Genomic DNA, 13,515 nt, shown 5'->3' with positions numbered 1-13,515 from the left:
TGCCGTTTGCGTGTTATCCAACCACATCACGGAGACTTTCCCATGTTGAAAAAAATTGTATTGGCCGTGGCAACCCTTGCCGCGACGATGGGCCTGGCCATGGCCCAGGTGGACGTCAACAAGGCCGACCAGGCGGCGCTCGACAGCGTCAAAGGCATCGGCCCGGCCACCTCGAAAGCTATCATCGACGAGCGCGCCAAGGGACCCTACAAGGACTGGGCCGACTTTGAAAGCCGGGTCAAGGGCATCGGTCCGAAAAGCGCCGTGAAGCTGTCCGAGGCGGGACTGCAGGTCAACGGCCAGGGCAAGTCGGGCGCAGCCAAGCCGGCCACCAAGGTCGCGGAGAAAAAGTAGCCCGACGAGTTGGGACGCCGAGGGGGGGGCGCCGAGTTGCCTGACGCCGTCAGCCACGCCCGTCGCGAATAGTGCGAAAATGCCTGCCATAATCATTTTAGGGAGACAGGCAATGAGCAGGATGTTGACGGGCGTGACGGCAGCGCTGCTGTCTGGCGGGGCGGCCGCAGCCGTATTGGCGGCGCCAGCGGCAGCGCCGGCACCGGACCGGATGCAGCCGGCCATCACCGAGCTGGTGGCCGACATTTCGCCGCAGCGCATCGAAGCGCACGTGCGCAAGCTGGTGAGTTTCCAGACGCGCCATACCATGTCCGATACCGTGTCCGACACGCAGGGCATCGGCGCGGCGCGGCGCTGGATCAAGGCCGAACTGGAGCGCTGCGGCGCGCAGGCGGGCGGACGCTTGCAGGTGGCTTTCGACAGCCATGTGACGCCAGTGTCGAAACGTATCTCGCGCCCGACCGAAATCGTCAACGTGGTGGCGACCCTGCCCGGCAGCGAGCCGCAGTCGGCGCAGCGCATCTATGTGGTCAGCGGCCACTATGACTCGCGCGCCACCGACGTGATGGACGCCAGCGGCAACGCGCCCGGCGCCAACGACGATGCGTCCGGCACGGCGGCGGTGATCGAAATGGCCTGCGTGATGGCGCGCCGGCAGTTCGACGCGACGCTGGTGTTCATGGCGGTGGCGGCCGAAGAGCAGGGGCTGCTCGGCTCGGGCCACTGGGCGCAGCAGGCAAAATCGAAACAGCTCGATATCGCCGGCATGCTCAACAACGATATTATCGGCAGCTCGCGCGCCGACGACGGCACGGTCGATGGCGGCCAGGTGCGCCTGTTTGCCGAGGGCATCCCGGCGGTGAAAGAGATGAGCGACGGCGTGCGCGGCCTGGTGGCGACGGGAGGCGAAAACGATTCCATTTCGCGCCAGCTGGCGCGCCATGTGAAACAGGTGGGCGAGCGCTATGTACCTGGCTTTCGCGTCAACGTGATCCAGCGCGCCGACCGCTACCTGCGCGGCGGCGACCATATGCCCTTCCTGGCGCAAGGCTATGCGGCGCTGCGCTTTACCGAGCCGAACGAAGATTTTGCGCACCAGCACCAGGATGTGCGGGTGGAAAACGGCGTGCAATATGGTGACCTGCCGCAATTTGTCGACTATGAGTATGTGGCGAAGGTGACGCGCATCAACGCCGCCGCGCTGGCGTCGCTGGCACTGGCGCCGGCCGCACCGTCGCAGGTGCAGGTGCGCACAGACAAGCTGGAAAACGCCACCACGCTGCAGTGGCGGCCGAACACGGAACCGGACCTGGCCGGCTACCGCGTGGTCTGGCGCGCCACCACGGCTGACCAGTGGCAGGGCGCGCAGGATGTGGGCAATGTGACGCAAGCAACGCTGCCTCTGTCGAAAGACAATGTGTTCTTTGGCGTGCAGGCGATCGACCGCGACGGCAATGTCAGCGTGGCCACCTATCCCACGCCGCTGCGCTGATCAGCTGGCGGCGTCTGCCGGCAGCCTGGCCAGAAAGCTGTGGATCTGGGACACCACGGCCGCGCCTTCGCCGACGGCCGCCGCCACCCGCTTGGTCGAGCCGGCGCGCACGTCGCCAATCGCAAATACGCCGGGCACGCTCGTTTCCAGCGCGGCGCGCTCCGGCAGCTCGGCCGGCGAGATCGGCTTGTCGCCGAGCTTGCTGCACTCGGCGCGCGTGACGTCAAAGCCGGTGCGGATAAAGCCCTGGGCGTCAACCGCCACCGCGCAGTCCTGCAGCCAGTCCGTGTTCGGATCGGCGCCGACAAACAGGAACACGCGGCGCACGGCGCAATCGGCTTCCTCGCCCGTTTGATTATTGCGCCAGCGCACTTCGCTCAAGCCATCGTCATCGCCTTCGAGCGCGATGATTTCCGTGTGCGTGTGCAAGGTGATATTCGGCGTGGCGGCGATGCGTTCGATCAGGTAGCTCGACATGCTGGCGGCCAGGCCGGCGCCGCGGATCACCATGTGCACCCTGGCCGCATGGCCTGACAGGAACACGGCCGCCTGGCCGGCCGAATTGCCGCCGCCGACCAGAATAATTTCCTCCTGGCGGCACAGCTTGGCTTCGATCGGCGAAGCCCAGTAATAAATGCCGCGTCCCTCATAGGTTTTCAGGTTGGCCAGCGACGGGCGGCGGTAGCGCGCGCCGCACGACAGCACCACGGTGCGGGCGCACACGGTGACGCCATCGGTCAAGGTCAGGCGCAGCGGCCAGCTGTCGCATTCGAGCTTGGCGGCATTGGCCGGCGTGGCCACTTCGACGCCGAATTTTTGCGCCTGTACATAGGCGCGTCCGGCCAGCGCGCGGCCCGAGATCCCCGTCGGAAAACCCAGGTAGTTTTCGATGCGCGCGCTGGCGCCGGCCTGGCCGCCGTAGGCGCGCTGTTCCAGCGCCAGCACCGACAGGCCTTCCGAGGCCGCATACACGGCCGTGGCCAGGCCGGCCGGCCCCGCGCCCACCACCAGCACATCGAAAATCTTGTCGCCGGACAGGTCGGGCAGCATGCCCAGGCAGCGGCCAAGGTCGGCGTTGCCCGGATTTTTCATGACCTTGCCGTCGGGGCAGACCACCAGCGGCCATTCGTGCGCCGCCGGCTGGTAGCGCGTGCGCAGGGCGGCGGCTGCCGTGTCGTTGTCCGGATCGAGCACCGTGTGCGGATGGCCGTTGCTGCTCAAGAAACTTTGCAACTGGAACATATTGGCATTGCCGCGCGGCCCCACCAGCACCGGTCCGCCCGAGTTCGATTCGATCAGGCCGACGCGGCGCAGGATCAGTGCGCGCACGATGCGCTCGCCCATCTCCGCTTCGGCCACGATCAGCGCACGCAAGGATTCCGAACTGATGTCGAGCAGCTCGACAGCGCCGACGGCGCTGCCGTTGACGAGGGTGGGGCGGCCCGACAATTGCGCCACCTCGGCGATGAAGTGGCCCCTGCCCACTTCGCGCAGCAGCGTATCTTGTCCCATCACCTCATGGCGCGTGATGGCGACCCGCCCTGCCAGGATGACCAGCATGCCAAAGCTGCTGTTGCCCGCCTCAAACAGGACGGCGCCGTCGGCAAAGTGCCTGAGCTGGCCATAGCGCCGCAGGCGTTCGAGCTCGGCGTCATTGAAGACCGGTGAAATCTGGTGGCTGCGGCCAGGCGGGTCGAAGGCGTGGGCCTGGACTGCATCATCGGGCGTGGATTCAGGGATGAATTCAGGTGCGCTGCTGGTCATGGCGGGTCCGTGGTGGCAATTGGCGGGCAAGTGAATAAGCAAATAAGAAAAATAACTGATGGCGCCAGTCTAGCGCAAGGGCGCGCCGCGTGCCAAAAGCTTGCCGCACTGGCGTGTGAAAAGCCGCGAAAGCGAGCATCCATGCGGCTTGTGGGGCGACTGGCCGTCCGGTGACGGCATGGCCGGGCGGCCAGGAACAGCGACACAGAGGCTGGCATCTCATATTAGAATGGGTCTTTGTTGAATTTACGCGAAGCGACACGATGGCTTACAAGACACTTGAAGATACGATAGGCAATACTCCGCTGGTACAGCTGACGCGTTTGCCGGGAGCCGATGCGCTGGCGCGCAACAACATTATCCTGGGCAAGCTGGAAGGCAACAACCCGGCCGGCTCCGTCAAGGACCGCGCCGCCATGTCCATGCTCAAGCGGGCCGAAGAGCGCGGCCAGATCAAGCCGGGCGACACCCTGATCGAAGCGACCAGCGGCAACACCGGCATCGCGCTGGCCATGGCCGCCGCGCTGCGCGGCTACAAGATGCTGCTGCTGATGCCGGACAACCTGAGCGTCGAGCGCCGCCAGAGCATGGCCGCGTATGGCGCCGACATCTTGCTCACCCCCAAGACGGGCGGCATGGAATATGCGCGCGACCTGGCCGAGCAGATGCAGAAAGACGGCCGCGGCATCATTCTCGACCAGTTCGGCAATGAAGATAATGCGCGCGCCCACTATGAAAGCACGGGGCCGGAAATCTGGCGCGACACGCAAGGACGGGTCACGCACTTTGTCAGCGCGATGGGCACCACTGGCACCATCATGGGCGTGTCGAAGTATTTGAAAGAACAGAATCCGGCGATCCGTATCATCGGCGCGCAACCGGAAGAGGGCTCGCAAATTCCGGGCATCCGCAAATGGCCGGAAGCGTATTTGCCGAAAATCTATGACAAGACGCGCGTCGACCAGCTCGAATACGTGAGCCAGGGCGTGGCCGAACGCATGGCGCGCAGCCTGGCGGCGGAGGAAGGCTTGTTCTGCGGTATTTCAGCGGCCGGCGCCTGCGAAATCGCGCTGCGCATTTCGCAAACCGTGGAAAATGCGACCATCGTGTTTATCGTGTGCGACCGTGGCGACAGATATTTGTCAACCGGCGTGTTCCCGGCGTAAGGGGCGATTGAGGTCGGCCAGAACGGCCTGGAAATACAAAACAGACCCCCTCCCCGGGCGGGGAGGGAAAACCTGCGCAACTGGCAGGATCAGCCTTGCGGCGTTTCGCCTTCTTTTGGCTTGAATTGCTTGTCGCTGATGCGGAATTTGTTGCGACGGTCACCCATCAGGTAACGCAGGTCACGGATGCTCAGGTCGCTTACCTCGTGCATGCGGATCAGCAGCGAGGCGCCGACCGGCAGGCGGTGGTGGCGGATTTTGCTGATGACGGGCGGCGCCACTTCGAGCGCGCGCGACAGGGCTGCGTCGTTTTTCAGGCGCAGGTTTTCGATCAGGGTGTCGAGCAATCTGTTTGGATTATATTGCAACAGATCGTCGGAGTCCGAATCGCTGTTCATATCAATGCCGACTTGATTTGTCATGATGTTGTTTGTTCCTTCTGTAGTTGCACTGCAAAGTAAAAACACTCGGAGCTCGCTTTTGCTGCGTTCATGTTCATTCTTTACTAAAAGGAACGAATTCACACATGTTACGATCCGGGATACAGTTTTTCATAATATATACACAATTGTACAGCAGGATTTAGTTTCAGGTGGGAAAGTGTGACTATCGTGTGACACACCTGATTGACGTTGTCTTGCTGCAACACCTATGTATTCTTTACCATTTACATGGTAGCCCAAAAATTGTATTTTGAAAAAAATTAAGTGAAAAACATGTTCAATGCTGGCATTGCCGGATCGCTGGCGAGCTTGGCGAGCGCGATGCTGACGAGTGCACCATAAACGTGTTTAGGAGCACCGACAATCGCGCTTACGCTTTCTTACAAGTAACATTATAACTTTACACCGACTTCCGCCTGGCGTGCGCGCGCTTCACTGACAGCCTTGCCCAGATCGATCACTGACATAGCATAGAAGTAACTTCTGTTGTACTGAGTTATAGCAAAGAAGTTATTGCTTGCCAAGCTGTACTCTGTTGCTTCAGAGCCATTCTGCAGGTCGATCAAGCCGTACAACATATTCTGTGGTGGGGCCGCCACGCTGGTCACGCCAGCCTGCTGCAGTTCTTCCAGGGTGAACTTTGCCGACAGGCCCTGGCCGAGGAATTTTTCCCAGGCGCGGTTGGGCGACACCGTCACCGGATACACGCTGGTGGCCGGATCGTCGCGTTTCCAGCCATGCTCGACCAGGAAGTGGGCCACGCTGCCAATCGCGTCGGCAGTCGAGTTGCGCAGGTCGATGTGACTATCGCCATCGAAGTCCACCGCGTATTTCATGATGCTGCCAGGCATGAATTGAGGCAGACCGATGGCGCCCGCGTAAGAACCCAGCAAGGTCAGCGGATCGATGCCGTCCTTGCGTGCGAACAGCAGCGCGTTTTCCAGCTCACCCTTGAAATAGGCCATGCGCGCCGCGCGGGTCGGACTTTCCGGATACGAAAACGCCAGCGTGGTGAGCGCATCGAGCACGCGGAAGCGCCCCGTATTGCGGCCATACACGGTTTCCACGCCGATAATGCCGACGATGATATTGGCCGGCACGCCATACTGGCGTTCCGCGCGCGCCAGCGCATCGGCGTTTTCGCGCCAGAATTTCACGCCTGCGTTGATACGCACCGGTTCGATAAAGCGCGCGCTGTACGCGTGCCAGTTCTTCGGCTTGCCCGGCGGCGCGGGTTTCATCAATTGCACCGTCGTTTCCACATAGCGTACCTTGCCGATCAGCACGTCGAGTTCGGCGCGGTCGAAGCCGTGTCTGGCGGCCATGTCATCGAGAAAGGCGCGCACATCGGACCAGCTGGCATAGTTGACGAATTCGCCTTCAAAGTCGAATTTGGCGGCCGCCTTTTTGACGGAGGGTTGATTTGCGTCTTGTTTGGCGCCCTGTTTGATGGCCTGGATCGCCCTGGCGCGGTCGGCGGCGGAAATCTGGCTGTTTTCGGCGGCATGGGCGGTGCCGGCCAGCAGCAGGGACAACAGGAGGGCGGAGGTGGTCGAGGTAGTGGTAGGCAAGAAGCGTCTCATCGGCATAGTGTTAACAGGCGGCGCAGTGCGCGCCGCGCACGGGTGTGTTCGTATGGGCTGGCGTTACCATACTTCATCGCGGCATAGATAGCCAGAAAGTGCGCCATCGCCTCGTGCGCGCGCGGCGGCGCCGGCCTGGCCGCCAGCCGTGCAGCATAACCGTGCGGCCCCTCAGGTGGCGCACGGCTGTGTCCGCACAGCGATTTCCTGTGCAATCGCTCGCGCCGATCAAGTCCTGCGCCTGCCACCGCGCCCGCAGCGGGCGTGTCCGTGGTAGATTAGAGAGCGAGACCATGGCGGCGCAGGCCAGCCGGTGATTTTACCTGCGTAGACAGAGACAAAGCGAACCAGTACAAGATGAGCACAGCTATTTATACCCATCCCGATTGCCAGCGCCATGAAATGGGCGACTGGCATCCCGAAGCGCCGGCCCGCCTGCAGGCGATCAGCGACCAGCTGATCCTGGCCCATATCAGCGACCTGGTCGAGCACCGCACGGGCGAGCGCGCGCAACTGTCCGATATCGAGCGCAACCATAGCGCTGCGGCCATCAGCCTGGTGCGCGACAACCTGCCGGCGCCGGGCGAGTACTATCCGCTCGACGGCGATACCTTGCTCAACGCCTACAGCTACCAGGCGGCGCTGGCGGCGGCCGGCGCCGCCATTGCCGCCACCGACGCCGTGATCGACGGCGAGATCGCCAACGCCTTCTGTTCGATCCGTCCGCCCGGCCACCATGCGCGGCCCAGCGAGCCGATGGGTTTTTGCCTGTTCAACAATGTCGCCATCGCCGCCAAGCATGCGCTCGACGTGCGCGGCCTCGAGCGCGTCGCCATCATCGACTTCGACGTCCACCACGGCAATGGCACGGCCGAATCGGTGGCGCACGATCCGCGCATCTTGATGGTCAGTTTTTTCCAGCATCCGTTTTATCCGTACAGCGATGTCGAGTCCTATACCGACACGCGCGTCAACGTGCCGGTGCCGGCCCGCTCGAAGGGCGACGTGGTGCGCCAGTTGGTGCTCGACCACTGGCTGCCGGCCCTGCACCGCCAGCGTCCGCAGATGCTGTTCATTTCCGCCGGTTTCGACGCCCACCGCGAAGACGACGTGGGCGGCATGGGCCTGGTCGAAGCGGACTACAGCTGGCTGACGCAGCAGATGATGGAAGTGGCCCGGCAATATGGCCAGGGGCGCATCGTCAGCTGCCTCGAAGGCGGCTATAACCTGTCATCCCTGGGGCGCAGTGTTGCCGCCCATATCAAGGCGCTCGCCGAGCTTTGATGGCGACAGGATGTTGCGCGCCGGCGCGGCGGCCTGTTCTTCCCGGGCATAGCTGAACGTCAGCAGGGTGTCGTCATTCCAGCTGCTATCGTGCAAGGGCGGCGTATAGCGCCTGCGGTCTTCGCTCAGGGGCAGGCGCTCGCTGCGTTCGCCCGATTGCAGCAGTATGCCGGCCAGGGGACGGGCGGTCGGGTAGAGCACGCTGATCATGGCCGAATGGCAGGGCCCGCCGGCGAGCTTGAACAGATTGCGGCGCATGAACGGCAGGGCGTCCTGTTCCACCGCCCAGCGCACTTCGCATTCGAGCCGCAGGTCGCCCAGCCGGCGCACATTGGCCGGCAAGCCCGGCGTGACGATATGCGGGCGCCAGCGCACGGTGCTGCGTTTCCTGTTGCTGACCAGGTCGGCGTTCGCGTCGAAGGCCGTCTTGTCACGCGCCAGCGCAAACGTGTCGTCGTCGGCCAGGGGAATGACGACCGACAGATTGTCCGCTTCCAGGCGCAAGGCCACGCCCGCCATCGAGACGGCCGGCGTGGCCGCCATCAGCTTGAAGCGCAGCGGCGCGGCGGGCGCCAGGCCTCGATGGTCGGCATACGCATCGAGGCCCTTGAGCATGGTGCGGTACGGCAGCAGGTCGGGGTCGCGCGTGCCATGCACGTTGACCACCTGTCCGGCGCGGTGGTCCTGGGGTTCACTGGCGTCCTGTGCGTGGGCAGGTATCAGGCAGGCGGCGAGCAGGGCAAGCAAGGGCAGGCGGGAAAATGGCATGGATCGGGGCGGTCAGGGTCGTGGACGTCGGGCGCAGATACGGCAACGCGGATGGTAGCATCGTGCTCAGCATGGGATTATCACCAATTGTCTCGTTTGGCGCCGAATGGCCGGTGAGGGCGCCGGAAAGCGGGACGTGTTGCCGCCAACCACGTAAAATAGCGGATTGACTGAACGATTTTGAAGGCAAGAGCATGGCGATACAATGGTACCCAGGACACATGAACGCGGCCCGCAAGAAAGCGGCCGAGACCATGGAAAACACCGATCTGGTGATTGAAGTGGTCGACGCGCGCCTGCCGGCAGCGAGCTGCAATCCCATGGTGGACGAGCTGCGCCTGTTTCGCCAGCGCCCCTGCCTGAAGATCCTCAACAAGACCGACCTGGCCGACCCGGACGCCACCAGCGCCTGGGTGGCGTACTTCAATGCCCAGGAAGGCGTGACCGCGTATGCGATGACGACCAAGAAACCGGGCGACGTGGCGCGCATTCCTGATCTGGCCAAATCGCTGGCGCCGCACCGTGGCGTGCCGACCAAACCGCTGCGCATCATGATCATGGGCATCCCCAACGTGGGCAAGTCGACCTTGATGAATGCGCTGCTGAAAAAGCGCGTGGCCAAGGTGGGCGACGAACCGGCCGTGACGAAAATGCAGCAAAAGCTGTACCTCGACAAGAACACCATCCTGGTCGACACGCCCGGCATGCTGTGGCCGAAAATCGCCATCCCCAGCGACGGCCTGATGCTGGCCGCCAGCCACGCGATCGGCTCGAACGCGCTGATCGAGGAAGAAGTGGCGGTGTTCCTGGCCGAGGAACTGCTGAAGCGCTATCCTGGCCTGTTGGCCGCCCGCTACGGCACCAAGGTCGATGAAGTTGACGCCATCGGCGTGGTCGAAGGCATCGCCGCCAGGCGCGGTTTCCGCATCAAGGGCGGCGACTACGATTTCGAAAAAGCCTCGCACACCCTGCTGCTCGACTACCGCAGCGGCATCCTGGGCCGTATCTCGCTGGAAACGCCTGACACGCGCGCGGCGCTGCTGGCCCAGCATGCGGCCGAGATGGCGGAAAAAGCCGCCAGGGCCGCCGAGATTGCGGCCGAGAAGGCGAAGAACGCGTCGCGGGGCAAGCGCGGGACCTGATTTCAGTTTTTTTCGGCGACGGTGCCAAACCTGAAACTGCTCACCGCCAGCGCGCCGAAAAAATCCTCCTCGTGATACACCACCTGCGCCGCCTCGTGCTCGGCCGCGCCCAGCGCTACCATCAAGGGCAGCAGATGGTCTTCGCGCGGATGGGCCTGGCGCGCGGCGGGAGCGCGCTCCCAGGCCAGCAGCTGCGCCAGGCGATCGGCCGGCGGCAAGGCCATGGCCTGTCGCAGCCAGGCGTCGAACTGGTGTGAGGCAACAGCGCCCGGCTGGCCGAACTGGCGCAGGTTATGGTAAGACAAGCCACTGCCCAGTATCAGCACGCCCTGCTGGCGCAGGCTGGCCAGTGCGCGGCCCACCTCGACATGCGTGAGCGCATCGTAGCCGTGTTTCAGCGACAGCTGCACCAATGGCATGTCGGCCTGCGGGTAGATCGGGAACAGGGCGCTGAAGGTGCCGTGGTCAAAGCCGCGCTCATGGTCGAGGCGCGCAGGGTGGCCGGCCGCGTCGAGCAGGGTTTTGACCTGCGCGGCCAGCTCGGGCGCGCCTGGCGCCGGATACTTGATCTGATAGGTATGCGCCGGAAAGCCCGAATAATCGTAGATCATGCCGGGCCTGGGGCTGGCCGAGACGAGAAATTGCGGCCCTTCCCAGTGCGCCGTGACCACCAGCACGGCGTTCGGACGCGCGCCGATCTGGCGCGGAATATCCTGCAACGACGCTTCGAGCACGTCGTAGCGCCCGCCGAACTGGTCTTTCATGAACGGCCACGGGCCGCCGCCGTGCGACAGGAAATAGGTGGGGAAAGTGTGGCTGGACATGGCGGCTCCGTTGATGGATGGCTGAGAATGCACCTACTATAGTCATGCGCCCGAAGTTGATCAAGACGGCAAATATTGATATATCATTGCCGTTTTGTTGATGATGGGGCGGCATGGATACCTTGCGCAGCATGCGCGTGTTTCGCGCCGTGGTGGAACTGGACAGCTTCGTGCGCGCCAGCGAGCGCCTGGGCCTGTCGCCGGCCATGGTCAGCAAGCATGTGATGCACCTCGAGCGCCACCTCGACGCGCGCTTGCTCAACCGCAGCAGCCGCCACCTGAGCCTGACGGAAATCGGCAAGGTGTATTTCGAGCAATGCCGCGACATGCTCGACAATCTCGATGAAGTCGAGGCGACCGTCGGCCGCACCACGGTGGTGCCGCGCGGCATGTTGCGCCTGAGCGCGCCGGTCTGGTTCGCCAACCCGATTTTTACGCGCACCCTGGCCGCCTACCGCGAGCGCTTTCCGGAAGTCACTTTCGATATCGACCTGAGTGGCCGGGTGGTCAATCTGGTGGAAGAGGGTTTCGACCTGGCCCTGCGCGTGAGCCAGGCGCCTTCGCCGACGCTGATCGCGCGCCCGGTCGGCAAGGTGCGGTTTTACCTGGTGGCCGCGCCGGCCTACCTGGCCCGCTTTGGCACGCCGCGCCTGCCGCAGGAACTGGCCGCGCACGCCATGATCAGCTATTCGCTGATGACCTCAGGCAATGAACTGTCCTTCGACGGGCTGCAGGGCGGCATCACTGTCAAATTCCAGCCGGTGCTGCAATCGAATAATGAAAGCCTGCTGCATGCGGCCGCGCTCGACGCCATGGGCATTGCGTTGTTGCCGTCGTGGCAGGCCGACGCCGACCTGGCTTGCGGCCGCCTGGTGCGCCTGTTCGGCGACACCACCCTGATCGGCGGCCAGGTCCATGCCGTCTACACCAGCCGCCGCTACCTGTCGTCGAAAGTGCGCACCTTTATCGATTTCCTGGCCGAAGAAGGCGGGCTCGGTGATTAGCGCCACCGTGTCCGCACCGCGCCTGATGGGGCTGTCTTCATTGCTGTGGGCGCTGGCCATGCCGGCGCTGGCGCAGCAGCTCGAGTCGGAAGTGCCGCACGCCGCCGCTACCTCGGGCGTATGGTCCGCCGAGGTGGGCCAGTCTGGCCAGCGCAACGCGCATGCCAGCGTGGCGCGCAAGCAGGACGGCCTGGCGCTCGACGCCGCGCTCGATATTGTGCGCAGCGGCAATTACCGCGACGGCAGTGTGTTTGTCGAGCGCGCCGCCAGCCTTGGCGCCGAATGGACTTCGCGCCAGGGCCGCTACGGCTGGACCTTGGACACGCTCCAGCAGCAAACCCGCTACCGCGCGCCGTTCAACACGTTTGCCCTGGTGCTGGCAACCTGGCCCGACGACCGCTATCGCTACGATGTGGACCGCGCCAGCGCCTTCGTGCAGCGCCAGCTCGGCAACGTCGAGGTGGGCGTGGAGGCGACCTTGCGCGAAAAGCGGGCTGCCGCCACGTATGCCGGCGACCTCGGCAGCGATGTGTCGTCGTACCGCAGCCGACAGTTGCAACTGGCGCCGCGCCTGCGTCACCAGGGCAAGCTGGGCACGGTGGGCACCGATACCGAAATCGGTGTCGACCTGATGCAATGGCAGCGCCATGTATCGCGCTCGACCGAAGTTGGCACCAGCGACCTGACGCGGCGCCAGCATGCGCGCGCGCTGCTGCTGCGCGAAGAACTCGATTTTGGCGGCGTGCATGCACCGCGCCTGCTGGTGAGCCTGCGCCAGGAACAGTTTCATCTCGATCCGTCTGACCTGCCCGCCGGCGGCGGCGACTGGGAGCAGCAGCGCGCCTGGGACCTGCAGGGCAGCTTTTTGCTGCGTCCCGATATCAGCGTGTACGCCAAGACCGCGCGCCATTACCGCATCGATGACGATGGCTATACCAGCGCCGGCTACCGGCCGCTGGCGGGCCAGTTGCGCTACCAGCGCGAAGTGGCGCTGAACTGGAGCAGCAAGCAGCGCAGCGTGTCGCTGCGCCTGTTCAGCGAACGCCTGGTCACCAGGATCGTGTTCGACCAGAGCCTGGTGGAACTGAACCAGCAAGGCTACGCCGGCAATTTCGAGCCGGCCCGGCGCGACGGCGTGGCCATCGACGCCAGCATGACCTTCTCGCCGGCCTGGCGGCTTGAGGGCCAGCTGCAGCAGGTGCATGCCCGCTATGATGACTATCCGTATGACGGCGCCGATATCGCGCTGGTGCCCAGGACGCTGGCGTCGGCGCGCCTGTACTGGACGCCGCCGGGCCGCATCTCGGCCGACCTGGGCGTGCGGTGGCTGCGCGCCCTGCGCTATGGCAATGACTTCGACAATAGCTGCCTGGCGCAAGTGCCGGCCTTTGCTACCGTTGATGGCCATTATGGCTACAAGGCGGGCGCCTGGCAGCTGGAACTGGCGGCGGGCAACCTGACCAACCGCCGCCATTACGGCGCTGCGCGCGCCTGCCGTTCGGGCATTTACCAGAACGATACGCGCCAGCTGCGCCTGTCGGCCCGTTACCAGTTCTGAGGCTGGCACGCGCCAGTGCTCAAGCGGAACTGAATCGTGACTTAATCGGGACTTAAGCGGCATCGCTGGTTTGACCATGGCGGCCTTTTTGAAGCCGATGCCCCGTGCAGGCGCGCAAAAAATGGTAACCTGC

Annotated in this window: 12 protein-coding genes; 7 read left to right on the top strand and 5 right to left on the bottom strand. The window is 63.9% G+C overall.

What is annotated here, in order from left to right; genetic code table 11:
* The first annotated feature begins 42 nt into the window (after window positions 1-42).
* Complete coding sequence (locus tag CD932_RS24515) at window positions 43-354, top strand: helix-hairpin-helix domain-containing protein (RefSeq protein WP_094445511.1); 312 nt, start codon at window positions 43-45, stop codon at window positions 352-354.
* 112 nt (window positions 355-466) lie between these two features.
* Window positions 467-1,846 carry a M20/M25/M40 family metallo-hydrolase gene (locus tag CD932_RS24510; protein WP_176461129.1) on the top strand — a complete coding sequence of 460 codons (1,380 nt, stop codon included), beginning with the start codon at window positions 467-469 and terminating at the stop codon, window positions 1,844-1,846.
* On the opposite strand, the gene CD932_RS24505 is transcribed toward CD932_RS24510, so the two are convergent.
* A complete protein-coding gene (locus CD932_RS24505; protein WP_094445509.1) occupies window positions 1,847-3,610 on the bottom strand; it encodes a cyclic nucleotide-binding domain-containing thioredoxin-disulfide reductase in 1,764 nt (587 codons plus the stop codon).
* A 263-nt stretch (window positions 3,611-3,873) separates the two neighbouring features.
* Here CD932_RS24505 and cysM point away from each other — a divergent pair, with 263 nt between their 5' ends.
* Window positions 3,874-4,776 carry a cysteine synthase CysM gene (cysM, locus tag CD932_RS24500; protein WP_094445508.1) on the top strand — a complete coding sequence of 301 codons (903 nt, stop codon included), beginning with the start codon at window positions 3,874-3,876 and terminating at the stop codon, window positions 4,774-4,776.
* An 89-nt stretch (window positions 4,777-4,865) separates the two neighbouring features.
* Here the strand turns inward: cysM and CD932_RS24495 are convergent, their stop codons facing one another.
* Both CD932_RS24495 and mltB read right to left on the bottom strand, forming a co-directional pair.
* Window positions 4,866-5,198: a hypothetical protein gene (locus CD932_RS24495; RefSeq protein WP_034751784.1), complete on the bottom strand. Its 333-nt coding sequence runs from the start codon at window positions 5,196-5,198 to the stop codon at window positions 4,866-4,868.
* Between the two features lie 413 nt (window positions 5,199-5,611).
* Window positions 5,612-6,790: a lytic murein transglycosylase B gene (mltB, locus tag CD932_RS24490; RefSeq protein WP_254926755.1), complete on the bottom strand. Its 1,179-nt coding sequence runs from the start codon at window positions 6,788-6,790 to the stop codon at window positions 5,612-5,614.
* Between the two features lie 369 nt (window positions 6,791-7,159).
* On the opposite strand from mltB, the gene CD932_RS24485 reads away from it, so the two are divergent.
* Window positions 7,160-8,086, top strand: coding sequence for a histone deacetylase family protein (locus tag CD932_RS24485; protein WP_094445506.1), 927 nt, complete (start codon window positions 7,160-7,162; stop codon window positions 8,084-8,086).
* Here CD932_RS24485 and CD932_RS24480 read toward each other — a convergent pair.
* The gene (locus CD932_RS24480; RefSeq protein WP_094445505.1) at window positions 8,033-8,854 is read right to left on the bottom strand and encodes a hypothetical protein; all 822 of its coding nucleotides are present in this window, start codon (window positions 8,852-8,854) and stop codon (window positions 8,033-8,035) included. The genes CD932_RS24485 and CD932_RS24480 overlap by 54 nt on opposite strands.
* Window positions 8,855-9,048: 194 nt before the next feature.
* Here CD932_RS24480 and ylqF point away from each other — a divergent pair, with 194 nt between their 5' ends.
* Window positions 9,049-9,996: a ribosome biogenesis GTPase YlqF gene (gene ylqF, locus CD932_RS24475; protein WP_094445504.1), complete on the top strand. Its 948-nt coding sequence runs from the start codon at window positions 9,049-9,051 to the stop codon at window positions 9,994-9,996.
* Between the two features lie 2 nt (window positions 9,997-9,998).
* Here ylqF and CD932_RS24470 read toward each other — a convergent pair whose 3' ends face one another.
* Window positions 9,999-10,820, bottom strand: a complete 822-nt coding sequence (locus CD932_RS24470) for a class III extradiol ring-cleavage dioxygenase (protein ID WP_094445503.1) — start codon at window positions 10,818-10,820, stop codon at window positions 9,999-10,001.
* Between the two features lie 113 nt (window positions 10,821-10,933).
* On the opposite strand from CD932_RS24470, the gene CD932_RS24465 reads away from it, so the two are divergent.
* Together CD932_RS24465 and CD932_RS24460 are read left to right on the top strand one after the other, a co-directional pair.
* Window positions 10,934-11,824, top strand: coding sequence for a LysR family transcriptional regulator (locus CD932_RS24465; RefSeq protein WP_094445502.1), 891 nt, complete (start codon window positions 10,934-10,936; stop codon window positions 11,822-11,824).
* Window positions 11,817-13,382 carry a TonB-dependent receptor gene (locus CD932_RS24460; RefSeq protein WP_094445501.1) on the top strand — a complete coding sequence of 522 codons (1,566 nt, stop codon included), beginning with the start codon at window positions 11,817-11,819 and terminating at the stop codon, window positions 13,380-13,382. Before CD932_RS24465 ends, CD932_RS24460 begins: the two co-directional genes overlap by 8 nt.
* The last annotated feature ends 133 nt before the right edge of the window (window positions 13,383-13,515 follow it).

It is taken from the genome of Janthinobacterium sp. PC23-8, from assembly GCF_002250505.1.
Taxonomy (GTDB): Bacteria; Pseudomonadota; Gammaproteobacteria; order Burkholderiales; family Burkholderiaceae_D; genus Janthinobacterium.
Note: the sequence above shows the minus strand (reverse complement) of the source record. Positions and strands in the feature narration are given on the sequence as shown.

What these genes read in the sequence shown, in the direction of transcription:
- CD932_RS24515 (WP_094445511.1), top strand. Translation starts at nt 43, where the DNA reads ATGTTGAAAAAAATTGTATTGGCCGTGGCAACCCTTGCCGCGACGATG.
- CD932_RS24510 (WP_176461129.1), top strand. Translation starts at nt 467, where the DNA reads ATGAGCAGGATGTTGACGGGCGTGACGGCAGCGCTGCTGTCTGGCGGG.
- CD932_RS24505 (WP_094445509.1), bottom strand. Translation starts at nt 3,610, where the DNA reads ATGACCAGCAGCGCACCTGAATTCATCCCTGAATCCACGCCCGATGAT.
- cysM (WP_094445508.1), top strand. Translation starts at nt 3,874, where the DNA reads ATGGCTTACAAGACACTTGAAGATACGATAGGCAATACTCCGCTGGTA.
- CD932_RS24495 (WP_034751784.1), bottom strand. Translation starts at nt 5,198, where the DNA reads ATGACAAATCAAGTCGGCATTGATATGAACAGCGATTCGGACTCCGAC.
- CD932_RS24485 (WP_094445506.1), top strand. Translation starts at nt 7,160, where the DNA reads ATGAGCACAGCTATTTATACCCATCCCGATTGCCAGCGCCATGAAATG.
- CD932_RS24480 (WP_094445505.1), bottom strand. Translation starts at nt 8,854, where the DNA reads ATGCCATTTTCCCGCCTGCCCTTGCTTGCCCTGCTCGCCGCCTGCCTG.
- ylqF (WP_094445504.1), top strand. Translation starts at nt 9,049, where the DNA reads ATGGCGATACAATGGTACCCAGGACACATGAACGCGGCCCGCAAGAAA.
- CD932_RS24470 (WP_094445503.1), bottom strand. Translation starts at nt 10,820, where the DNA reads ATGTCCAGCCACACTTTCCCCACCTATTTCCTGTCGCACGGCGGCGGC.
- CD932_RS24465 (WP_094445502.1), top strand. Translation starts at nt 10,934, where the DNA reads ATGGATACCTTGCGCAGCATGCGCGTGTTTCGCGCCGTGGTGGAACTG.